Below are 20,118 nucleotides of genomic sequence, written 5' to 3'. Positions count from 1 at the left end.
CTGATTTCAATTGTGTTCCTACAAAATCTTATCCGTGCGACAAATTCGCGTTTCTCAGCAGTCCTCGGCGAAGGATTCACCTTGGCCTTGGGGTCTTTACCGCTCCACACGCTTTGACTTCGGGTCCTCCCGACCCTCGGCTCCGTGAGCAGACAAATCGTAGCGCGAATTTGACGCTGAAACAACGCTTCATCGGCCCTCGCGCCCCAATCGCCGCTGTGCTTCGCATCGTCACTAGGGGATCGCCTAACATCCATGTGAGGCTTCAATGAGACCTGCCATCACCCTGGGCCTGATGTCTTTATTAGCAGTAGGGGTGCTCAGCGGCGCCCCTTTTCTAGGGATGTACTCCATCCCCATGGAAGCTATTTTTGCCCCCCTAGAGGGAAATGTAGAAGCGGAAATTTTTTGGAATCTGCGGGTACCTCGAGTGATGGCGGCCTTTCTCGCGGGAGCGGGCCTGGCTATTAGTGGGATGGCCTTTCAAGCCCTATTTCGTAATCCCCTGGCCACCCCCTTTACCCTAGGAGTCGCCAGCGGAGCCGCCTTGGGCGCCGCCCTTTATGTGCGCTCGGGCCTAAGCTTTGCCCTCCTGAGTATCTCCGGCCTGTCACTCTCTGCATTCGTCGGTGCGCTAGGATCAATCCTGCTCGTCTATGGTTTAACTCAGATAAGGCAGGGTTTCTCTGTAGCCAGCATGCTCCTTGCGGGCGTGGCCATTAGCTTCTTTTTCTCCAGCCTTATCTTGTTTATCCAGTACATGAGTGATTTTGCCCAATCTTTCCATATCCTCCACTGGTTAATGGGAAATTTGGGGGTCACTGGCATGGAAACCGTGTTGGAAATTTTACCTTTTGTCGTTGCTGGCGCTCTCGTTATTTCATTGCTTGGTCAGGAATTAAACCTTTTAGCCACCGGAGAGCTACTCGCTGTTAGCCGAGGCTTAAATCTCAGAAGAATACGCAGCTTACTGTTTTTCGTGACTTCCCTGACCGTGGGAGGCATCGTCGCCACCTGTGGCCCCATTGGGTTTGTGGGGATGATGGTTCCCCATATCTGCCGCCTCCTTGTAGGCGCTGATCACCGTTTTCTAACCCCGGCCACTTTGCTTTTTGGGGGAAGTTTCCTCACTTTATGCGATACTCTAGCACGTAACTTGATAGCCCCGGCAGAAATCCCCGTGGGAGTTATCACCGCCCTCCTGGGCGGACCTTTCTTTATCTGGTTGCTACTAAGGCGAACCTCGGAAAAGAGGCTAATCTAAGAACCCCTAGGAATGTATCGTGAGGGCCCCCTATGAAAGCTATCTGGAACGGTGCCGTGTTAGCCGAAAGCGATAAAACTAAGGTGGTGGAGGGTAACCATTATTTTCCACCCGATTCCATCCACAAGGAGTATTTTCGGAGCAGCGATATGCACACCACTTGTCCCTGGAAAGGAGAAGCCAGCTACTACCACATTGTGGTCGGTGATCAAATTCATACCGATGCGGCCTGGTATTATCCGGCACCGAAGCAAAAAGCAGCCCCCATCAAAAATTACGTCGCTTTCTGGCGCGGCGTAGAAATCACCGAGTAATCAAAAGACGTTAATCGGTAAATCCCAGCCCCAAACCTTGTTGCGGCAGATAAAAGGCACTCTTGGAAAGCGGCCCCTAATACTCCTAATTTGGGGTAAGTAAGCGCCAAGAGATTGAACTTGATAATATTTCGGGTAATAATAGAAATTATGCCTACACCAACGACGGAAACTCCAAAAACGAAAGCCTCGATAGATCCCCGGAGGTGGGTTGAAGGGCGCGTGATTGCTAATCACCACTGGACTGAGCAGCTCTATTCACTCCGAGTGGAAGCCCCAGTAGAGCCCTTTGAGGCAGGACAGTTCGGCCGCCTGGGTTTGGTTATTGATGACGAATTTGTAGCTCGTTCCTATTCTTTTGTGAACTCCCCCCAGGAAAACTATCTGGAATTTTACTCCATTACGGTTCCGGATGGTCCACTCTCGAATCGCCTTGTCAAATTAGAACCCAATGATCCTGTTTGGGTCTCTCGTAAGGCAGCGGGTTTTCTCACCCTTTCACAAATTCAAACTACCGACAACCTCTGGATGCTATCCACGGGAACGGCCATTGGGCCATTCCTCTCTATCCTCCAAACCGAAGAGCCCTGGCAACGCTTTTCTCGTATTGTCTTGGCACATTCAGTGCGCACTGCGGAGGAACTGACCTATCAGGATCTCATTGAGACCCTTCGCCAACAGCACCCCCAGCAATTTACTATGGTCCCCTTAGTCAGCCGGGAAGGTTATGAGGGTGCTATTCGCGGGCGCATTACTACCGCTATCGCCGATGGCCGTATGGCCCAATACACGGGACTTACCATCGAAGCGGGATCATCCCAGGTGATGCTCTGTGGAAACCCGGATATGGTCCGCGACACCACGGCCCTCCTTAAGGAACGGGGCCTTAAGGAAAACCGCCGGCGGGACCCTGGGCAGATTTCCGTAGAAAGATATTGGTAAAATTGTGGTAGGGGTAATTAACCCTATCATTGCAGCGGGAGGGGTTTGCTGCAAATCTACCCGCGGAGGCACCTCCCCCCTATCAGGTACCAGCTAAGCAATAGCCAGCAGGATTATCACAAATAGGGCGACTAGCGCAATGGGGATCAGGAACCCTTTCCAATCCTTCTCTTTTACCTGCTCCGCATGCTGGAACGCACCCCTAATTCCGGGTCGAAACCACAGGATAACCAAGATCGCTACCAGGCCAAGCAAAAGCACTTCCCAGGTACTCGCCGCTTCCATCTAGATTTATCCTCCCCATTTCCTACAATTTAAAACTTAACTTCTTTAAAGCTTTGAGTGGGTACCATCGCAATAGGGCTTGTTGCCGGTATGCTTGCAACCGCACAAAGCAACCTTTTTCTGTTCGGATAAACTAAACTTTACTGGCGTAAAACCAGTCCCTTTATGAGAACCATCACAAAAAGGCTGGTTTTTAGATTGCCCACAGGCGCACCACCAATAGTCGCCGGGGTCAAGCGTCACAACAAATGGCTTTTTCTGGACGATAAAAGGCTCTGCCATGGAAATTCTCCTCTTGCTCCGGCAATCTGAAATTCAGAATCTTGACATCCTCTCCAGTGTAAAGGACTCAGTATTATAGATCCATAGCGGCGATGAATAAGACTAATTCAATGAGCAGCCCTAGTCAGTTGGTGCTTTTGGTGGGCACCCAAAAAGGCCTTTTTCGTATTAGCACGGAACTAAACCGCAATGCTTGGAAAATTGAGGGACCCCTTATTGCAGGCTATGAGATCTTACATGCCTGGATGGATCCAAGAATGCATCAACATGCTTATGCCGCCGTTAACCATCCTATTTGGGGCTGCCATATTTATCACAGCCACGATGCCGGCTATGATTGGAAAGTGCTCTCCTATGTCCCCCACCATCGCCAAGGGCTTTATGCCCAGAGCCTAAAAGCCATCTGGTACTTGGCTCCAGGTCATCCCACGCAGGAGCAGGTGCTTTATGCCGGAATCGATCCCCCGGGACTATTTATAAGCCAAGACGGCGGTCACCACTGGAAGCCCTTGCCGGGTCTCAATGAACATCCTAGCCGAGATCGTTGGGAACCCGCCCGGGGGGGATTTGCAGTTCACTCCATCTATATTGATCCCCGCACTCCTCGTCGCCTCTATTGTGCCATTTCGGCAGGCGGAGTCTTTCGCTATGATGATGCCGGTGCCAGCTGGATCCCCATTAATCGGGGCGTTCGTGCCGAAAACCTTCCTCAACACTATCCTGATGTAGGCCATAATGTACACCGAATAGTGTTGCATCCTAAACAACCTGATCGCCTTTATCGGCAGTGCTACAACGGAACCTACCGCAGCGACGACCAAGGAAACCATTGGATTGAGATAAACCAGGGACTTCCTAGTGATTTCGGCTATGCCATCGTGGTGAATCCTCAAGATCCCGATATGGTGTATGTCATCCCCGAACAGAGTAGCCACTTACGCACCATGGTCGATGGCAAGCTCCGCGTCTACCGCAGCAACAATGGCGGCGCTAACTGGGAACCCTTGACCCATGGCCTTCCCCAAGAACATGTCTATGTCACCGTATTACGTGAGGCTATGGATTGTGACGGTCTATCCCCCAATGGGGTTTACTTCGGGACCTCCAGCGGCCACCTGTTTGAAAGCCGCGATAACGGCGAACGCTGGGAACTGATTGCCGGATTCCTACCCCGTATACTGTCGGTAAAAGCCGCAATAGTGGAAACATGATAATGAGTAAACCCAACTCATTGCTAGATGCCCTGGAAGCCTGGCGTGGTATCGTCTGTTTGGTAGGCGCGGGAGGTAAAAAAACTACCCTTTATCGCTTAGCAATGCTCCATCCAGGTCGGATAGGAATTACCTCAACCGCCCATATTCCACCTTTCCCCAACAAAGTCTCTGCTTATCAAATCATTACCGACGAAAAACTGCTTCTTACCCTAGTCAGCACAGCGGCCCAAACCCACCGCCTGATTGCCTATGCTCAACCTTCAATAAAAAAAGGGCGTTTAGCCGGTATCTCCCCTTCTTTAGTTGGAATGATCCATCGACAAGCCGGCTTTGACGTCAGTCTAGTCAAGGCTGATGGAGCGCGTAGCCGTTGGCTTAAGGCCCCAGGAGCACAGGAACCGGTGATCCCCGATGAGGCTACCCATGTGATCCCCGTGATTTCTGTGCTTGCCATCGGTCAACCTTTATCGGAGAAAATTGCCCACCGCGTAGAGAACATTGAAACTATCATCGGAATTAAAGCCGGCGAAATCCTAAAGCCCGTCCACCTAGCCAGGCTATTAGCAAGCCCTCAAGGGGGATTAAAAGGAGTAGGTAGAGCAAAAATAGTTCCTCTAATCAATATGGTAGATAAGCCAGCATGGGAAAAACAAGGAATAGCCGTGGCAGAAATAGCGTTAACTCTTACCGATCGCTTTGACCGCGTGGTACTGGCCTGTATGAATCTACCTAATCCCTTAGTAGGGGTAATTCGCCGTCACTAACTCATGGCTTATCCATCAGTTCCTTTACCGAGAACTGCTCATTATTTGAGCTTGAACTTGGCATGATAGTGATTTCTATGCGCCGATTGCGAGCTCGGTTCTCTGTAGTATCATTGGGCGCTAGCGGCTGGGTATCGGCATGACCTGCAATAACGAAGCGCTGAGGGGCAATTTCATCGGTAGCAAAGAGATGATGAACCACAGAAACTGCTCGGGCTGTCGATAATTCCCAATTAGAGCGAAAGCGAGAAGTATGAATAGGCAAATTATCCGTATGCCCCGCGACAACAATTTTACCCTCAATCCTTTTTAGGACAATGCGGATTTTATTTAAAACGGGTTTAAAGTCCTGGCTAAAGGTGGCACTTCCCGAGGGAAAAGAACCTTTCTCCTGAATACGAATGACAATTTGCTCACCTATTCTCTCTAAGACAACCAGCCCCTGGTCGATTTCATTTTGGAGCATATCTTGAAGCTCGGCCACCTTTGCTTCCGTATCCCGGATACGCGCCTCAGAAAAATCCAGCGTTTGTTTAGTCTCATCAATAGTATCCTGACGAATATCATCCCAGGGAGTGAAACGGGGACGACCAGGGCTGAACTCCTGGGCAATAATACTCGTACCCTTAGGGGGTTCCTTAACTTTAATCTCCCGCTGCACCCCAAAGGCAAACTTCATGGAGCCGGCGACTTGTTTGTATTTTTGCAAATCTAGCTCTGAAAAGGACAAAAGCAGCACAAAAAAACTCATTAACAGGGACATAAGATCGGCTAGTGTAACTACCCATGCCGGAGCACCTGACCTTTCCTCCTGCGGTTCGCTCTCGGCCGCAATCAAGTCCTGTTCCATCTCCTCCGATCAGCTCTTCTTTTCTCCATTGTTATTGTGGCGCTTAGAACCTGGCATAAAGGTTAGCAACAGCTCTTCCAATACCCGCGGGTTGTGACCCTGTTGAATCGACAGGATGCTTTCAATGATTATGGAGCGATTAAGCCGTTCTTCATTACTGCGCAGGGCGAGTTTGTCGGCGAACGGCAGCGCCACCATATTAGCAATCATGGCACCATAGAGCGTGGTCAGCAGGGCAACGGCCATAGCCGGGCCAATTTTTTTTGGGTCATCCATAGAAGAAAGCATCTGTACGAGACCAATCAAAGTGCCAATCATACCCATGGCCGGCGCCACTTCGCCAATGGCCCTAAAAATTTTCTGTCCCAAATCATGACGCTGTAGGGTTTGCCGCAGCTCAGCCATCAACACCCGGCGCACCATTTCGGGATCGTGACCATCTACTAGCAAGGTCACCCCTTTTTTCATGAATTCATTCTTAATATCCCAACTTTCTAAAGCTAACAACCCATCCTTTCGGGCTGTATTCGCCATCTCTAAGGCTTGTTTAATAATCTCTTCCGGCTTATCAGCCTTATACACAAAAGCCTTCATAGCCACCTTGAAGGAACCTAAAAACTGGCTGAGGGAGAACTTCATGAGCACTACAGCTGTAGTCCCCCCTAAGACGATCAAAAGAGAGGGCGGATTGAAGAAAACGAGCACGCTAGAGCCCAATAAAATGGCTCCAGCCACAACCCCAAAGCTACTAATTAAGCCAAGCAGGGTGGCCAAATCCACGCCGATATACCTCCCTCATTGTTGAAACAAGCGCAGTGAGAAGATGCCCCACGACTCACGAGGTCTATCGGTCAAGATCGGGAAATTTTTAATTCTGACTCAGTAAATTAAGATTGCCTGAGATAAACCAAGGGGTTGGGATAGAGAGCGAAGGCAAACATGAAAAGTAGCACCCTACCAGGATAGGATGAGAGTACAGGAAAATTACTACCCTAAAAAATTTTTCCAAAACGAGCTATTTTTGATATTTCGCCTTCCACTCTTCATAAGGCATACCATAAATAATTTCCCTCGCTTCATCATAAGATAGGTGTCCACCCTGTTCCTCGACCGCCGCTTGATACCATTTTGCAAGGCAATTTCGACAAAAGCCGGCCAAATTCATCACATCGATATTCTGAACCTCGGTATGTTCCTGAAAATGCTCCACTAAGCGGCGAAACACAGCCGCTTCAACTTCTAACCGGCTCTTTTCATCCATCTTTCTTTCTCCTCCAGCATTTCCATACCTTCATGCACTCAGTCCCCAAACCTTACCAGGGCAGCTTGGCGGCCCGGCGGGCCGCATCCACAAGCTCCCCATAGGAGCACAGTTGAGCAAATTCATCCTCCGTTACCCAAGCCTGAGCTTGATGCTCATTAGAAAGGCGAAGTTCCCCATCTATTCCCTTTCCACGATAGACCAATACTATCATCGGGTCCCCTCCATAATTAGCTTGATAAGCAGTAACAGGCCGGTCATCTAACGCAACCGTCATTCCTGATTCTTCATAGGTTTCCCGCCGAGCAGCCTCATGGGGTAGCTCGCCTCCCTCAACTTTACCAGAAATTACTTCCCACTCCCCGGGAGCCACGGCTTTGGAAGTACTGCGCCGTAGCGCAAGAAAACGGTTGCCCTGGAACAGGAACACCGCCACTGCCACTATAAAATAAGTTGTCTCAGACATACCCCTACAGGACCTCTCTCCACTTCCTTTTTGTCCATACCCAGGTTTACTGCCTGCTCTTGATTAAGAAAAACCAAAGTGCTCCACATAATAGGCCTGAGTCTCAATCTGGCCGTTAGGGAACAAAACTAGCCGACGATAACCTGGTCCCAGCTGGTCCAGTTGGAAATGCTCGCTGCCAGGGACAAATTGGACACAGGTAGAAGGGCTGCCTAATAATTGAACACCGTGGCGCTCAGTATGAAACTCTTGATGGATGTGACCCCAAACGATGCCTCGAACCTGGGGATACTGGTCCAAAACGGCAAAAAAATCCACCGCATTATCCAATCCCATGGCATCCATCCAGGAGCTACCTATAGCCACCGGGGGATGGTGAAGGAAAACTAGCGTATTTAAATCCGGGCGACTAGCTAGACTGCGGTTAAGAAAATCTAATTGGCCCTTGCCCAAGTGTCCATTAGGCTGACGAGGCACTATAGAATTGAGGAGGATAAGCTGCCAACTCTCGAATGTGATTAAGGGCTCAGTGCTAACATTGGCATCATTTAAGATTTCACCCATGAGCGCTGGATTGTCATGATTCCCAGGAAGGCAATACACAGGCAGCTCTAAATCTTGGCAATATTCCAACAGCCATCGATAAGCTTCCGGTTCGGCCTTTTCCGCAATATCGCCACTAATCACCACCAGATCCCCGGGATGGCGCTGTTGTTGAATGTGTTTAAAGACAGCAACCATCGACCTGCGGGTATTTAAATTATCCCATAACAGCGCACCTGGATCGGCCAGCAAATGGGAATCCGTGAGCTGCATCACCCTAACAAATTGGCTAGGGTTATTTGTGACCTCCCAATCACCTGGGGCAACCATTGCTTGCTCTACACCTCGATGGGAGTATCCGGGTCGTTACCCCACTCTGACCAAGAACCGGGATACCCTCTGATTCGTGGATACCCTAAATATTTCAATACCATACAGGTGTGGGCCGAACGATGATGAGTCTGGCAATGACAAATAATTTCCTTATCAGGGGTAACGCCCAGGGCTTCCAGACTCGACCGCAATTCATCCATCGACTTAAAACGCAAATTACGCTCCTGATCAATGGCCCGTGTCCATTCAAAATTCACAGCCCCTGGAATATGGCCGCCACGCTGAGCACGGACATATTCACCATGGTATTCCGCCGGAGAACGGGCATCCAGGATTACTACATTGGGATCCAATAAATGGGCCAAAAGATAGTCCTTGTCTGCTACCTTTTTGCCCTGGTAGTGCCCGTGAAAGTGGCTAGACGGTCGATTTTCCCACCCTTCCTTTAGCGGGTGTCCTTCGATTAGCCATGCCTTTAAACCACCATCAAGCAGAGAAAAGTGCTCATGTCCTAGCTCTTCTAGAGTCCAAAGTAAGCGAGAAGCGCGGCCATTTCCCTCCGCATCATAGGCAATGACATGGCTCTCTGGGGTAAACCCTAGATGGGAGAGCACTCGACTTAAACGGTGCTCATCGGGCAAAAGCCCCATCACTGGAGGGCGAGCTGTTACAATATGGGCATAATCCAAGTGCACCGCCCCAGGCACGTGGCGCGAGAGATAAGATTCTTCACTGCAAAGGTCAATAATCAGCAAGTTTTGGTCATTCAGCCGCCGCTCTAACTCATCAGGCTGCAAAAGCATGGGGAACATTGCCATTTATACCTCCAGGAGCCTACTTAATCAATTAAAACCCATTATCCTAGAAACGGCAGTTTGAAGCGAGAAAGAACCTAAATCATCTTCTCGGAAGAAGACCCTCCTGGGCAATCAACGGCTAGGGTAGCGGATGCCTCTGAAGGAGGAAGGTCGGGCCAGGCCTTAAGCACCGCTTGCACAAGCGTAGCAAGCGGAATCGCAAAGAAGATTCCCCAAAATCCCCAAAACCCTCCAAAAACCAAGATAGCTACAATAATGGCTACCGGGTGCAAATCTACCACCTCAGCGAACAGCAAAGGCACTAAAACATTACCATCTAAGGCTTGAATAATCCCATAGGCACCGAGCAGGTAAGCAAACTCAGCGTTAAATCCCCACTGGAAATAGGCGACGAAAGCTATTGGCAAGGCGGCCGTCACCGCGCCGATATAAGGAATAATTACCGACAACCCCACCAATACACTCAGCAGCATAGAAAACTGCAAACCCATAAGGGAGAAGGTGATGAAACTCACCATCCAGACAATCAGGATCTCAAGAAATTTACCCCGCACATAATTGCCGATTTGAAAATCCACCTCATGCCACACTTGAGCGGCGAGTTTCCGCTCCCGTGGAAGATATTGCTTGAACCAACCGATAAGCCGAACCTTATCCTTGAGGAAGAAAAATACCAGCAAGGGCATAATGACGAGATACACCCCAAGGGTAATCAGACTCATCACTGAAGCTAAGGACAAAGAAAGGACTTTTTGGCCTAATTGGGCAAGCTCAGAGCGAATTGCGCTCATCAAGTCATAAACCTGCTCTTCGGAAAATAAATTCGGATAATGTTCCGGTAGGCTCAACAAAAGTTCCTGCCCCCGGGCAATCATCGTCGGTAGCTGCTGGAAAAACTGGGTTAGCTGCTGTGAGAGCAAGGGGAGTAGACCGAATATCACGGAAAACAAAGCGGCCATAAAGGTAACAAACACCAAGGTTACAGCTAACCAGCGAGGACAGTGCCACCGCTCCATATATCCCACGATTCCCTCTAGCAGATAGGCAATCACTAGGCTCGCAAGCACCGGCGCCAACATGCGCCCCATAAGGACCACAGTGACAAAACCGGCAGCCAGCAAAATAGCCAGACCCGCTACCTGGGGATCGGCAAAATGACGCTGAAACCAATCGCGAATAAGGCGCATATCAACAATAAAAAATCAAATAAAGATCAAGAATAGGACAGTAGCGGTGCCGGGTGAGGGATTTGAACCCCCGACCTTCGGTTTACAAAACCGCTGCACTACCACTGTGCTAACCCGGCTATGATTACTAAAGAGAGGTGACTAGTTCAAAGGAGGGTAAAATAATTCTACCATTTTAAAAAAATTTATTGAGTTGCGCAATCGACATCTGCTTCCCGCCTTACTTTTGAAGTATCCCTAGCCACTCGCGCAAGACCCCACAACACGAGATCTGGAAGGTGTTCATATTTATCCCGCAACAATGGCAACATTCGAGGAGCATCCCCGCCCGTGATAACGCGCTTGAGATCCCCTCTCACTTCGGCCGCCACATCGATGCTAACACGGTCAATAAAGGCAATAGCCGCATACAATGCGCCCGCATTCACTGCAGTACTAGTCGTACTGGCAAGGAGCGAGTACTCCAATGTTTCGGCAGTTTCATCAATTCCTGCAGTATTATCTGCCAGCAATTTAGGCATCATGGTCAGACCGGGGACAATCAACCCTCCTAGATGTTTACCATCAGTGGCAAGCACGTCAATAGTAATTGCGGTGCCACAATCAACAATAACTATTGCTCCCTTATGAGCGCTACCCCGATAACGCTGACGCACAGCCACTAGCTCTAACCAACGATCTATCCCCAAGGTCTCAGGCTTTGAGTAGGCGTTGCGTATCCCATAACCATTACTACGTGAGGTCAAAAATTCAGGCACGACTTGCCATTGATTTTGCGACCATTCTTTCAGTTGTTCTGCAACTTTTGGTCCTCCAACATTAGCGACCACAACCCGGTTGACACCTTCAAGACCTTTCCAAGCTTTAGAAAGAACCCGCTTGATACCGGTCTTGCCCCGTACCATAGCCTTAACATCAGCAGGCTTACCGCCATCCAACCGAGCCCATTTAATCCGGCTATTGCCAATATCCACTAATAAAATCACTTGACTGGCCTCAAGCTCACTTCACCACAGAGGTAGCATGACATCCCCTCTTCTCCTCGCAACAACAATCCCCCCTTCTCATCAATACCCCATGCGATACCGCTGATTACTCTATTACCCATGTATAAATAGACTTCACGCTGATAACAGACGTCCCATTTACGCCAGTCCTCAAGACAATCACCTAGCCCCTGACTCTCGAAATTACACATCACTAACAAGAGATGATGGATCAGTCGCCCAACCAATTGGTTACGATCTATAGGCTGGTCTGGGAGGGCTTCCCGTAAATCAGCACAAGGTTGATCTAACCGTTCTCGATAGAAAACGGGCATATCCACATTGATCCCTACCCCTATTACTGCACCTGTGATCTCCCCCTTGGGTAACAACTCCACCAGAATACCACCCAATTTCCGATCATCCCAAACCACATCATTAGGCCATTTAAGGCCAGCTGTAGTGAGGCCTTGGTTTTCCAAGGCACGCAACACAGCCACTCCAGCAGCCACACTCAGACCGGATAGAAACTGTGGGCCTTTAGAAAAGTGCCATAGCAACGAAAGATAAATATTACCACTTGGAGGTGATATCCAGGGACGTTCATGCCGTCCTTTACCCGCTGATTGGGTCTCGGCTAAACAGACCCCCCCCCTATTAGTGCCCGCCTTCGCTCGAGCTAATAGATAATGATTAGTCGAATCCAATTCTGTGTGAATCTCTAACCGTGACAGCCATTTTAGGCTATCCTCCCCCATGGCTGCCCGGATAAATTGCGGTTTAAGAGGAATGATACCCGCTTGCAAGAGATTCCCTTGGCTCCTTAACAGCAAAACACAAAGCGCATTTTGACACAGCCTACATCCAAGCTAAAGTCAAGCTAACCCTTCACTGGATTGGCGCCAATGCGGTCGCTGTTTCCGCTAGCCGCCGCCCTAGCGCTCGACATAAAATAGCCTCATTCTCACTCAACGGCAATTCATTATCTGCACCGGCAACATGGCTAGCACCATAGGGCGTGCCCCCATCTTTAGTATTCATCAGTGCTGGCTCGGTATAGGGCAGTCCTAATAACAGCATGCCATGATGAAGCAAGGGAATCATCATGGATAACAAGGTGGATTCTTGCCCACCATGAAAACTAGAAGTTGAGGTAAAAACGGCAGCAGGCTTGCCTGCCAAAGCCCCTGAAAGCCATAATGAGCTGGTACTATCAAGAAAATATTTAAGAGGAGCTGCCATATTCCCAAACCGGGTTGGACTCCCCAAAGCTAGCCCTGCGCACTCACGCAAGTCATCTAGAGTCGCATAAGGGTGACCGCTCGAGGGTATCGTATCTTCTACTGCCTCACAGACAGTAGAGACCGCCGGCACCGTTCGCAATCGCGGCTCCATACCCTCCACTTCCCCCACTCCCCGAGCTACCCGCTCAGCCATTGCTGCCACATTACCATAGCGGCTGTAATAAAGGATAAGAATTTCAGGCATGTACTACACCACCTTTAAAGGATCTCAAGTACTTTCTCTGGCGGCCGTCCAATTGCCGCCTTACCATGGGCTAACACGATAGGCCGTTCAATAAGAATGGGGTGGGCACACATGGCCGCAATAAGTTGCTCCTGGGAAAGATTCGGAGCATCAAGTCCGTTATCTTGGTATTCAGGCTCCTTCTGGCGCATTAAATCCCTTGGGTTTTTACCTAACAACCGGAGAATTTCCGATAATTGTTCTGGCGTTGGAGGCGTTTTAAGGTATTCAATTACCACCGGTTCTATGCCTCGTTCCCGAAGCAATTGCAGCGTCTGTCGGGACTTACTGCACCGAGAATTATGATAGATAGTGACCTGAGACATCGTATTCTCCCTATCTCTATTATCGATCGAAGCTAAACTCGGCCATGGCTCCAGATTAAACTGCAAATATTTTATTCAATCCTAGAGGCTATCGTTATCCATAATGGCTGCTTTGCTTCAGGTTAAATGTCCACAATAAAGGGTTTGACAGTTCCCCACCGTTTGCAACTTGGGCATTGCCAATAACAATATTTGCCACTAAACCCGCAAAAGCAACAAACATAATTCGATTTGGCTTTTAGCAAATGACGGGTTACTTCTTCTATCAAAGACCAAGGTTCTAAGACAGCCTTAATATCTTTTGGCATCCCCAAAGCCAGCAATTGCTGGAGACCTTCAACAGAAGGATGCCTCCTAAGCTGCTCAATTAAGAAGCGGCGGGACTTCTCCTGCTCCCCCTGTCGTTGAAGGTATGCCGCCCGAGCTAAAATTAACGGCGTACTCCCTGGATGGCGCGCTAATGCCTCAGATAACCAGGAAAAAAATTTACCTTGACGGCCAAGGCATTGGTAGCACTCCGAAAGGGGTTTTAATATCTCTGACAAATAGTCTGAATCTTGGCTTTCTACCCGCCGCAAGCAGACAATAGCCATCTTATAATCGCCTTGCTCCATTGCCAAACGAGCCTGTAGCAGGGTAGCACGAACACAGCGCCAATCTGAAGCCAAGGCTTGCTTGATAAATTGAGTCGCTTCCATTATTTGTTTCTGAGCCCATCGCTGCTCAGCAAGTTCACAATAAAAATGAGCGATCATGGACTCCGTAGCCTCACCACTTTCCTCATGGAGTTTTTGAGCGATGGCAATGGCCTGGTGCCAGTCCTTTTCCTGCTGATAAATATCAAGCAACTGGTGTAAAGCAATGCTTATGTGGCTTTTTCGCTTAAGGGCCTCAAGAAACAGACTCTCAGCTCGATCTAACATTCCCGCACGCATATAATCCAACCCTAACTCCAAAAGGGCTTGTTCTCTCTGCGAATTGTTTAAATAAGGCCGCTCAACAAGATTTTGGTGAACCCGAATTGCCCGGCCAACCTCCCCCCGGCGACGAAACAGATTACCTAGAGCCAAATGGGGCTCTATCGTATCACTATCCACCTCTAAAACATCAAGCAAAGTGTCAATGGCCTTATCAGGTTGCTCATTTAGCAGGTAGTTCAAGCCAGCAAAATAGGCAGAGTTTAGTTGGGAATGGCTGTTCCTATTTGCTGCTTCTGCACTACGCTTACCCGCTAGCCATCCCGAGGCTGCTGCCACGGGCAAAAGGAGCAACAACCACTCGACCACGTTTATTGCTCATGCTTAACAGTAATCGCCCTTAGGTTGGCATTCTCTTTCTCAACCCACTTAATTGATTTACGCAGCCTCCCATTCTCACGCTTCAACTTCATGATGGTACCTAAGCTCGCGAACATGCCGAGTATCGCTCCTACCATTAGAATAAGCGCTAGAAGCAAAGACAAGGGAACATGCAGCTGACCAAAATGATAATCAATCATGACCGGCTCAGCATGACGCCCTGCAAAGGTAAGCCCTAGGACAAAAACCACAATAAAAATTAAGAAATAAAAAAGTCTTCGCATGCCTCCTCCACATAGACACTATGGCCCAAGCCATACATCATACCTGAATTCTTTAATAAACTGCGCAATGTTTTGGTCTCGTCAGGGTCGGAAATTGAGATTAAAATATTGATGTTATCGTTGAGTACAAGCAACACTATAAAATTCTTTACTAATCTTTAGTGAATCTCAGAACACGGACACGAAATGCTGTGCTGAGAGGAGAGAGTCCTTATGACATTTGTGGTAACTGAAAACTGCATCAAATGCAAATATACCGACTGCGTTGAAGTCTGCCCCGTCGACTGCTTCCATGAAGGCCCTAATTTTCTGGTCATTGATCCAGAGGAATGCATTGATTGCACGTTATGCGAACCGGAATGTCCGGCCGAGGCCATCTTCTCCGAAGATGATTTGCCTGAAGAACATCGAAATTATCTAAAACTCAATGCCGAGTTAGCAAAAAGTTGGCCAGTCATTACCGAAAGCAAGGAACCCCCATCTGATGCGGACCAATGGGATCGTATAAAGAATGGAGAGGTTGAAGACAAACTGCAATACTTAGAGAAGTAGTGTTGAACTCCCATTAAGGGATTCTCCCTATGTCATCCACTGAATACTGAGGTTACCATAAGAAGAAATCATAAACCGTTTCTATACATCCAATGAAGGTGATGCTGTCAATTCAATATCAGGCTGTTAGATCACCACTAGCAGCGGCATGAATGATAGCTAAGGATATGTAAACGGCTTCTTGTAATTTTTCTCAGTTAGGGACGGGCTCGTTGTCTACACATGGTATTAACCTTCAAAAAATGTGGGCACCGGGCACGTCCGCAGTGAAATAGGGGGAAACGCCTTGTCTACAAGCAAATCCGAGACATTATTGCTGGAGCCTGCACCCCAGCAGTTACCCATCGATCCTGAAGACGTGCAGGAAAGCTCATCCTTCAACGATCAAGAGCTTGATGCTACACGCCTCTATTTAAGTGAAATTGGCTTCGCACCTTTGCTGACAGCAGAAGAAGAAGTCTACCATGCGCGCCTTGCTCAAAGAGGAGATTCCGCTGGGCGTAAGCGCATGATTGAGAGCAATCTGCGACTTGTCGTTAAGATTGCAAGGCGCTACATGAACCGAGGATTAGCACTCCTTGATTTAATCGAAGAAGGCAACTTAGGCTTAATTCACGCGGTCGAGAAATTTGATCCAGAGATGGGCTTTCGCTTCTCTACTTATGCCACTTGGTGGATACGGCAAACTATTGAACGGGCGCTCATGAATCAAACCCGCACCGTGCGTTTGCCCGTCCATGTAGTAAAGGAAATCAAGAGTTATCAGCGGGTAGCCAGTAAACTCGCGCAAGAATTAGAGCATGATCCGACCTTCGAAGAGCTAGCCCAGCAATTAGATAAGTCCGTCGAAGAAATTAAGCGCATGTGGAGCCTTAAAGACAATATTGCTTCGATGGATACAGGTTACCGAAGTGACCAAGAAAAGACCTTGCTCGATACCTTACCCGATGAGGGAACACCTGACCCGACCACTTTACTGCAAAATGACGATATGCAGTCCCGCCTTGAATTATGGTTGAGCCAACTCAATGACAAACAGCGAGAAGTCGTTGTTCGACGCTTTGGTCTCCAAGGTTACGAGTCACAAACCTTGGAACAGGTGGGTCAAGCCATTGGCGTGACTCGAGAGCGGGTTCGCCAGATTCAGCTCGAAGCCCTCAAACGACTGCGCCGTATCATGGCTAAAGAAGGGATTTCAGTCGAGGTCTTATTCAAATAAATCGATCTAGAGCAACTTAACCATTAGTAATCATTAATAGCGCTGCAATTACCCGGCGCCCTTCACCGACAAGGATATTATAAGTCCGACAAGCGGCTGCAGTATCCATGAACTCCACTCCTACCTGGTGCCTTAATAAAGGCTCTACCAGGTAGGAGGCAGGGAAGCGCAACCGTTCCCCCGTCCCGACCACCACCACTTCTGGTTTCAGCTCTAGGAGAGATTGAAAATGGGACTTTTCTAGCTCAGAAAAGGAGGCGGGAGGCCATTTCTGCAATTGGCCCGGCAAAACCACAACACTCTGGGATACCTTTTGCCGCCCCTCATTCGGATTTAACCCTTCTTTCAAAAGTTCAGCATCTTCTTCAAGGTAGGTCGGTATGCTAAACTCCACATACCCAAGACCGTAGGCGCTTACCGTATAAACATCTAGCCTCTCATCCAGACTAAACTTCATAAGCGGTTGCTAATATCTCTCCTAAGTTACTGAATCTACCAAAACCAAAACTAAGCATGAGCGCTACGATCCACCCGCTCTCTTAACTCTTTACCCGGTTTGAAGTGCGGAACATATTTAGAGGGCAATGGCACAGCATCACCAGTCTTTGGGTTGCGCCCGGTCCGCGGTGGGCGATAATGCAATGAGAAACTTCCAAACCCCCGTATCTCAATGCGCTCACCTTGCGCTAAAGCCTGGCTCATCGACTCTAGCAGTGTCTTAACCGCTAGCTCTACATCACGATAAGACAAAAGCGCCTGACGCTGGGCGAGTCTTTCAATTAACTCCGACTTGGTCATAATACTACACTCCCAAAGCCACACCAGGACCGGATGCAACCACAATTAACCTTAGCAAAAAAATCCGCTAACTTTCCTCTTCTTGCCTTTCCATCTGCTCCTTCAGGATATCCCCCAATGTTGTTGAAGCAGCGGCACTCGTTCCTGAGTATTCCTTAATAGCTTCCGCCTCTTCCTCTTCATCCTTAGCGCGAATAGAGATAGTAATCACTCGATTCTTACGATCGATACCGGTAAATTTAGCCTCTATTTCGTCACCAACATTAAGAAAATTACGGGCATCATCTATTCGCTCACGAGAAATCTCCGAAGCCCGCAACTGCCCTTCTACACCCTCAGCCAGCTCAACAACCACGCCCTTAGCATCAACCGCCTTGACAGTTCCTTTGACTATACTGCCTTTAGAACGGGCAGCAATATAGCTGGAAAAGGGATCCTCTTCGAGCTGCTTGACTCCCAGAGAAATACGCTCCCTCTCCGGATCAATAGCGAGAACCACCGCTTCAACTTGATCGCCCTTCTTATAATTACGGATTGTCTCCTCACCAGAGGCCGACCAGGAAATATCCGAGAGGTGAACCAGGCCATCAATGCCGCCTTCCAAACCGACAAAAATACCAAAATCAGTAATGGATTTGATCTCACCAACGACGTGATCACCTTTATTATATTTCTGGGCAAACTCCTCCCAAGGGTTAGGCTGACATTGTTTCATCCCCAAGGAAATACGGCGGCGCTCTTCATCAATGTCGAGCACCATCACCTCAACTTCATCGCCCACTTGAACGAGCTTTGAGGGGTGAATATTTTTATTGGTCCAATCCATCTCAGACATGTGGACCAACCCCTCTACTCCCTCTTCAATCTCCACAAAACAGCCATAATCTGTCACATTGGTGACTTTGCCAAAGAGGCGGGTATTGTCAGGATAGCGCCGCGCCAAATCTTTCCAAGGATCTTCTCCCATCTGTTTGAGGCCGAGGGAGACACGCTGACGTTCTTTATCAAATTTGAGCACCTGAACGGTGATCTCGTCGCCAATATTAACGACTTCAGAAGGATGCTTGATCCGTTTCCAGGACATATCCGTAATATGGAGTAGCCCATCTAACCCCCCCAAGTCCACGAAGGCACCATAATCAGTCAGATTCTTGACGATACCCTTGACTGTCTTACCTTCCTCCAAACTAGAGAGTAGGGCCTCTCGTTCTGCGCTGTACTCAGCTTCCATTACCGCTCGGCGAGAAACTACAATATTATTGCGCCGACGATCCAACTTGATAAGCTTAAATTCAAGCTCTTTGCCCTCAAGATAGGCAGTATCGCGCACCGGACGGACATCGACCAACGATCCCGGCAAGAATGCCCGGACACCGTTTAAATCTACCGTGAAACCCCCTTTGACCTTGCCAGTGAGCATCCCTGTGACGGTCTCAGCGGCTTCAAAGGCCTTCTCAAGGTCGTTCCAAACCCGAGCTGCTTTGGCCTTTTCATGGGAAAGGCGGGTCTCACCAAAACCGTCCTCAACAGACTCTAAGGCGACCTCGACTAAATCACCCTCAGAGATACTCAGATCTCCCTTCTCGTCGCGGAATTGCTCAACAGGGATAACCCCCTCCGACTTAAATCCGGCGTTGACAATCACCACGTCGGGACGAATTTCCATGACGGTCCCCGTCACAATAGAGCCCGGCGCCATCGGCGTATTCGCCTGGCTTTTTTCAAACAACTCTGCAAAGCTTTCGCCCATTGACTCACCAAAACCCTTGGTTAGCAGATATCCCTACCAACCAGTTAATACCCCGCAACTTGCGGAGCAATTGTCTATCTTGGCCCGTGGCATAAAATACCTCGGACAACCCTAATTACATAACTTGTTCGGCAACCACAATAGCACTTGCTGGAATACATCCCTAATAGCAAGCTTGGTAGAATCCAGCATTATAGCATCATCAGCCGGCTTAAGCGGTGCAGCATTACGTTCACAGTCGCGTACATCCCGCTCAGCAATTTCTTTCTCTAAGCAATTCAGATTAGCATCTACACCTTTTTCCTTCAACTGGTTATAACGTCTCCGGGCACGTTCTTGCGGGCTCGCAGTAAGAAAAATTTTCAACGTTGCCTCTGGAAACACCACTGTCCCCATATCCCGCCCATCAGTAACTAATCCTGGGGCTTTGCGAAAAGCCCGTTGCCGCCTCAGCAAAGCTTCTCGGACTTCAGGCAAAGCAGCAATCTTTGAAGCAGCATTACCGCAGTCCTCGCTGCGGATAGCGTCACTCACATCAAGGCCTTCTAGAAACACTCGTGCCGAAGCGCCCTCTGGTGCCGAGACAAACCGGACATCCAAATGCTGGGCCAAAGTTTTTAGCCTTTTAGGATCATTTGGTGTAATGCCGTGCTTGCTCGCTGCTAAAGCCAAAACACGGTATATAGCACCACTATCCAAATAGTGCCATCCTAAATGCTGAGCCAATTGCTGCGCCAAAGTGCCCTTCCCTGAACCACTAGGCCCATCTATTGTAATTACAGGGATTTCTTTACCCTCCCCCATGTTCATGGCCCCTAAGGCGAGAAGCGCCAAAAAAGTAAGCCGCGTAGATAG

Annotated in this window: 26 protein-coding genes and 1 tRNA gene; 7 read left to right on the top strand and 20 right to left on the bottom strand. The window is 48.9% G+C overall.

The annotated features are described in order from the left end of the window. The first annotated feature begins 268 nt into the window (after positions 1-268). The 3 genes from E3U44_RS10440 (at position 269) to E3U44_RS10430 (ending at position 2,520) form a co-directional block, all read left to right on the top strand. Complete coding sequence (locus tag E3U44_RS10440; protein ID WP_134358077.1) at positions 269-1,264, top strand: FecCD family ABC transporter permease; 996 nt, start codon at positions 269-271, stop codon at positions 1,262-1,264. A gap of 32 nt (positions 1,265-1,296) precedes the next feature. Then, positions 1,297-1,578: a DUF427 domain-containing protein gene (locus E3U44_RS10435; RefSeq protein WP_134358076.1), complete on the top strand. Its 282-nt coding sequence runs from the start codon at positions 1,297-1,299 to the stop codon at positions 1,576-1,578. A gap of 150 nt (positions 1,579-1,728) precedes the next feature. After that, positions 1,729-2,520 (top strand): ferredoxin--NADP reductase, encoded by a 792-nt coding sequence (locus tag E3U44_RS10430; protein WP_134358075.1) that lies wholly within the window; start codon positions 1,729-1,731, stop codon positions 2,518-2,520. Between the two features lie 93 nt (positions 2,521-2,613). Here the strand turns inward: E3U44_RS10430 and E3U44_RS10425 are convergent, their stop codons facing one another. Both E3U44_RS10425 and E3U44_RS10420 read right to left on the bottom strand, forming a co-directional pair. Continuing rightward, the gene (locus E3U44_RS10425) at positions 2,614-2,805 is read right to left on the bottom strand and encodes a hypothetical protein (RefSeq protein WP_134358074.1); all 192 of its coding nucleotides are present in this window, start codon (positions 2,803-2,805) and stop codon (positions 2,614-2,616) included. Positions 2,806-2,850: 45 nt separating this feature from the next. Continuing rightward, entirely contained in the window at positions 2,851-3,087 is a 237-nt protein-coding gene (locus E3U44_RS10420; protein WP_134358073.1) for a CDGSH iron-sulfur domain-containing protein, read from the bottom strand. A 110-nt stretch (positions 3,088-3,197) separates the two neighbouring features. Here E3U44_RS10420 and E3U44_RS10415 point away from each other — a divergent pair, with 110 nt between their 5' ends. Both E3U44_RS10415 and yqeC read left to right on the top strand, forming a co-directional pair. Next, positions 3,198-4,298, top strand: a complete 1,101-nt coding sequence (locus tag E3U44_RS10415) for a WD40/YVTN/BNR-like repeat-containing protein (RefSeq protein ID WP_134358072.1) — start codon at positions 3,198-3,200, stop codon at positions 4,296-4,298. 2 nt (positions 4,299-4,300) lie between these two features. Next, complete coding sequence (gene yqeC / locus E3U44_RS10410; protein ID WP_240761380.1) at positions 4,301-5,065, top strand: selenium cofactor biosynthesis protein YqeC; 765 nt, start codon at positions 4,301-4,303, stop codon at positions 5,063-5,065. 1 nt (position 5,066) lies between these two features. Here yqeC and E3U44_RS10405 read toward each other — a convergent pair whose 3' ends face one another. From E3U44_RS10405 to E3U44_RS10340, 14 genes are all read right to left on the bottom strand, one after another. Beyond that, positions 5,067-5,915, bottom strand: a complete 849-nt coding sequence (locus tag E3U44_RS10405) for a flagellar motor protein MotB (protein ID WP_134358070.1) — start codon at positions 5,913-5,915, stop codon at positions 5,067-5,069. Between the two features lie 9 nt (positions 5,916-5,924). Then, the gene (gene pomA, locus E3U44_RS10400; protein WP_134358069.1) at positions 5,925-6,695 is read right to left on the bottom strand and encodes a flagellar motor protein PomA; all 771 of its coding nucleotides are present in this window, start codon (positions 6,693-6,695) and stop codon (positions 5,925-5,927) included. Positions 6,696-6,930: 235 nt separating this feature from the next. Then, the gene (locus E3U44_RS10395; protein WP_134358068.1) at positions 6,931-7,176 is read right to left on the bottom strand and encodes a DUF1244 domain-containing protein; all 246 of its coding nucleotides are present in this window, start codon (positions 7,174-7,176) and stop codon (positions 6,931-6,933) included. 52 nt (positions 7,177-7,228) lie between these two features. Beyond that, positions 7,229-7,642, bottom strand: coding sequence for an NUDIX domain-containing protein (locus E3U44_RS10390; protein WP_134358067.1), 414 nt, complete (start codon positions 7,640-7,642; stop codon positions 7,229-7,231). A 63-nt stretch (positions 7,643-7,705) separates the two neighbouring features. Beyond that, a complete protein-coding gene (cpdA, locus tag E3U44_RS10385) occupies positions 7,706-8,515 on the bottom strand; it encodes a 3',5'-cyclic-AMP phosphodiesterase (protein ID WP_134358066.1) in 810 nt (269 codons plus the stop codon). An 8-nt stretch (positions 8,516-8,523) separates the two neighbouring features. Continuing rightward, on the bottom strand, positions 8,524-9,336 hold the full coding sequence (locus E3U44_RS10380; RefSeq protein WP_134358065.1) for a sulfurtransferase: 813 nt from the start codon (positions 9,334-9,336) through the stop codon (positions 8,524-8,526). A gap of 74 nt (positions 9,337-9,410) precedes the next feature. Continuing rightward, a complete protein-coding gene (locus E3U44_RS10375; RefSeq protein ID WP_134358064.1) occupies positions 9,411-10,523 on the bottom strand; it encodes an AI-2E family transporter in 1,113 nt (370 codons plus the stop codon). A gap of 47 nt (positions 10,524-10,570) precedes the next feature. Further along, positions 10,571-10,642, bottom strand: a tRNA-Thr gene (locus E3U44_RS10370). A 66-nt stretch (positions 10,643-10,708) separates the two neighbouring features. Beyond that, positions 10,709-11,509, bottom strand: coding sequence for a type III pantothenate kinase (locus tag E3U44_RS10365; protein WP_134358063.1), 801 nt, complete (start codon positions 11,507-11,509; stop codon positions 10,709-10,711). Then, positions 11,506-12,315, bottom strand: coding sequence for a biotin--[acetyl-CoA-carboxylase] ligase (locus tag E3U44_RS10360; RefSeq protein WP_134358062.1), 810 nt, complete (start codon positions 12,313-12,315; stop codon positions 11,506-11,508). The genes E3U44_RS10365 and E3U44_RS10360 overlap by 4 nt, the downstream gene beginning before the upstream one ends. A gap of 82 nt (positions 12,316-12,397) precedes the next feature. Beyond that, positions 12,398-12,997 carry an NAD(P)H:quinone oxidoreductase gene (gene wrbA / locus E3U44_RS10355; protein WP_134358061.1) on the bottom strand — a complete coding sequence of 200 codons (600 nt, stop codon included), beginning with the start codon at positions 12,995-12,997 and terminating at the stop codon, positions 12,398-12,400. A 14-nt stretch (positions 12,998-13,011) separates the two neighbouring features. Continuing rightward, positions 13,012-13,362, bottom strand: a complete 351-nt coding sequence (arsC, locus tag E3U44_RS10350) for an arsenate reductase (glutaredoxin) (RefSeq protein WP_134358060.1) — start codon at positions 13,360-13,362, stop codon at positions 13,012-13,014. Between the two features lie 122 nt (positions 13,363-13,484). Next, complete coding sequence (lapB, locus tag E3U44_RS10345; protein ID WP_134358059.1) at positions 13,485-14,648, bottom strand: lipopolysaccharide assembly protein LapB; 1,164 nt, start codon at positions 14,646-14,648, stop codon at positions 13,485-13,487. A 2-nt stretch (positions 14,649-14,650) separates the two neighbouring features. Continuing rightward, entirely contained in the window at positions 14,651-14,944 is a 294-nt protein-coding gene (locus tag E3U44_RS10340) for a LapA family protein (protein WP_134358058.1), read from the bottom strand. Between the two features lie 213 nt (positions 14,945-15,157). Between E3U44_RS10340 and fdxA the strand changes: the two genes are divergently transcribed. Both fdxA and rpoS read left to right on the top strand, forming a co-directional pair. Further along, complete coding sequence (gene fdxA / locus E3U44_RS10335) at positions 15,158-15,496, top strand: ferredoxin FdxA (RefSeq protein ID WP_134358057.1); 339 nt, start codon at positions 15,158-15,160, stop codon at positions 15,494-15,496. 286 nt (positions 15,497-15,782) lie between these two features. Then, positions 15,783-16,715, top strand: coding sequence for an RNA polymerase sigma factor RpoS (rpoS, locus tag E3U44_RS10330; protein ID WP_134358056.1), 933 nt, complete (start codon positions 15,783-15,785; stop codon positions 16,713-16,715). Between the two features lie 16 nt (positions 16,716-16,731). Here rpoS and E3U44_RS10325 read toward each other — a convergent pair whose 3' ends face one another. The 4 genes from E3U44_RS10325 to cmk all read right to left on the bottom strand — a co-directional run bounded on the left by E3U44_RS10325 (position 16,732) and on the right by cmk (position 20,067). Continuing rightward, positions 16,732-17,172 (bottom strand): Mth938-like domain-containing protein, encoded by a 441-nt coding sequence (locus E3U44_RS10325; RefSeq protein WP_134358055.1) that lies wholly within the window; start codon positions 17,170-17,172, stop codon positions 16,732-16,734. A gap of 50 nt (positions 17,173-17,222) precedes the next feature. Continuing rightward, positions 17,223-17,513, bottom strand: a complete 291-nt coding sequence (locus tag E3U44_RS10320; RefSeq protein ID WP_134358054.1) for an integration host factor subunit beta — start codon at positions 17,511-17,513, stop codon at positions 17,223-17,225. A 67-nt stretch (positions 17,514-17,580) separates the two neighbouring features. Beyond that, a complete protein-coding gene (gene rpsA / locus E3U44_RS10315; RefSeq protein WP_134358053.1) occupies positions 17,581-19,263 on the bottom strand; it encodes a 30S ribosomal protein S1 in 1,683 nt (560 codons plus the stop codon). Between the two features lie 111 nt (positions 19,264-19,374). Next, positions 19,375-20,067, bottom strand: a complete 693-nt coding sequence (gene cmk, locus E3U44_RS10310) for a (d)CMP kinase (protein ID WP_134358052.1) — start codon at positions 20,065-20,067, stop codon at positions 19,375-19,377. Between the last annotated feature and the right edge of the window lie 51 nt (positions 20,068-20,118).

The organism is Nitrosococcus wardiae, assembly GCF_004421105.1.
GTDB classification, from domain to species: domain Bacteria; phylum Pseudomonadota; class Gammaproteobacteria; order Nitrosococcales; family Nitrosococcaceae; genus Nitrosococcus; species Nitrosococcus wardiae.
This window is presented reverse-complemented; position numbering and strand designations above follow the sequence as displayed.

Coding starts and splice junctions, on each gene's coding strand:
- E3U44_RS10440 (WP_134358077.1), top strand. CDS start 269: ATGAGACCTGCCATCACCCTGGGCCTGATGTCTTTATTAGCAGTAGGG.
- E3U44_RS10435 (WP_134358076.1), top strand. CDS start 1,297: ATGAAAGCTATCTGGAACGGTGCCGTGTTAGCCGAAAGCGATAAAACT.
- E3U44_RS10430 (WP_134358075.1), top strand. CDS start 1,729: ATGCCTACACCAACGACGGAAACTCCAAAAACGAAAGCCTCGATAGAT.
- E3U44_RS10425 (WP_134358074.1), bottom strand. CDS start 2,805: ATGGAAGCGGCGAGTACCTGGGAAGTGCTTTTGCTTGGCCTGGTAGCG.
- E3U44_RS10420 (WP_134358073.1), bottom strand. CDS start 3,087: ATGGCAGAGCCTTTTATCGTCCAGAAAAAGCCATTTGTTGTGACGCTT.
- E3U44_RS10415 (WP_134358072.1), top strand. CDS start 3,198: ATGAGCAGCCCTAGTCAGTTGGTGCTTTTGGTGGGCACCCAAAAAGGC.
- yqeC (WP_240761380.1), top strand. CDS start 4,301: ATGAGTAAACCCAACTCATTGCTAGATGCCCTGGAAGCCTGGCGTGGT.
- E3U44_RS10405 (WP_134358070.1), bottom strand. CDS start 5,915: ATGGAACAGGACTTGATTGCGGCCGAGAGCGAACCGCAGGAGGAAAGG.
- E3U44_RS10395 (WP_134358068.1), bottom strand. CDS start 7,176: ATGGATGAAAAGAGCCGGTTAGAAGTTGAAGCGGCTGTGTTTCGCCGC.
- E3U44_RS10390 (WP_134358067.1), bottom strand. CDS start 7,642: ATGTCTGAGACAACTTATTTTATAGTGGCAGTGGCGGTGTTCCTGTTC.
- cpdA (WP_134358066.1), bottom strand. CDS start 8,515: ATGGTTGCCCCAGGTGATTGGGAGGTCACAAATAACCCTAGCCAATTT.
- E3U44_RS10380 (WP_134358065.1), bottom strand. CDS start 9,336: ATGGCAATGTTCCCCATGCTTTTGCAGCCTGATGAGTTAGAGCGGCGG.
- E3U44_RS10375 (WP_134358064.1), bottom strand. CDS start 10,523: ATGCGCCTTATTCGCGATTGGTTTCAGCGTCATTTTGCCGATCCCCAG.
- wrbA (WP_134358061.1), bottom strand. CDS start 12,997: ATGCCTGAAATTCTTATCCTTTATTACAGCCGCTATGGTAATGTGGCA.
- arsC (WP_134358060.1), bottom strand. CDS start 13,362: ATGTCTCAGGTCACTATCTATCATAATTCTCGGTGCAGTAAGTCCCGA.
- E3U44_RS10340 (WP_134358058.1), bottom strand. CDS start 14,944: ATGCGAAGACTTTTTTATTTCTTAATTTTTATTGTGGTTTTTGTCCTA.
- fdxA (WP_134358057.1), top strand. CDS start 15,158: ATGACATTTGTGGTAACTGAAAACTGCATCAAATGCAAATATACCGAC.
- E3U44_RS10325 (WP_134358055.1), bottom strand. CDS start 17,172: ATGAAGTTTAGTCTGGATGAGAGGCTAGATGTTTATACGGTAAGCGCC.
- E3U44_RS10320 (WP_134358054.1), bottom strand. CDS start 17,513: ATGACCAAGTCGGAGTTAATTGAAAGACTCGCCCAGCGTCAGGCGCTT.
- rpsA (WP_134358053.1), bottom strand. CDS start 19,263: ATGGGCGAAAGCTTTGCAGAGTTGTTTGAAAAAAGCCAGGCGAATACG.
- cmk (WP_134358052.1), bottom strand. CDS start 20,067: ATGGGGGAGGGTAAAGAAATCCCTGTAATTACAATAGATGGGCCTAGT.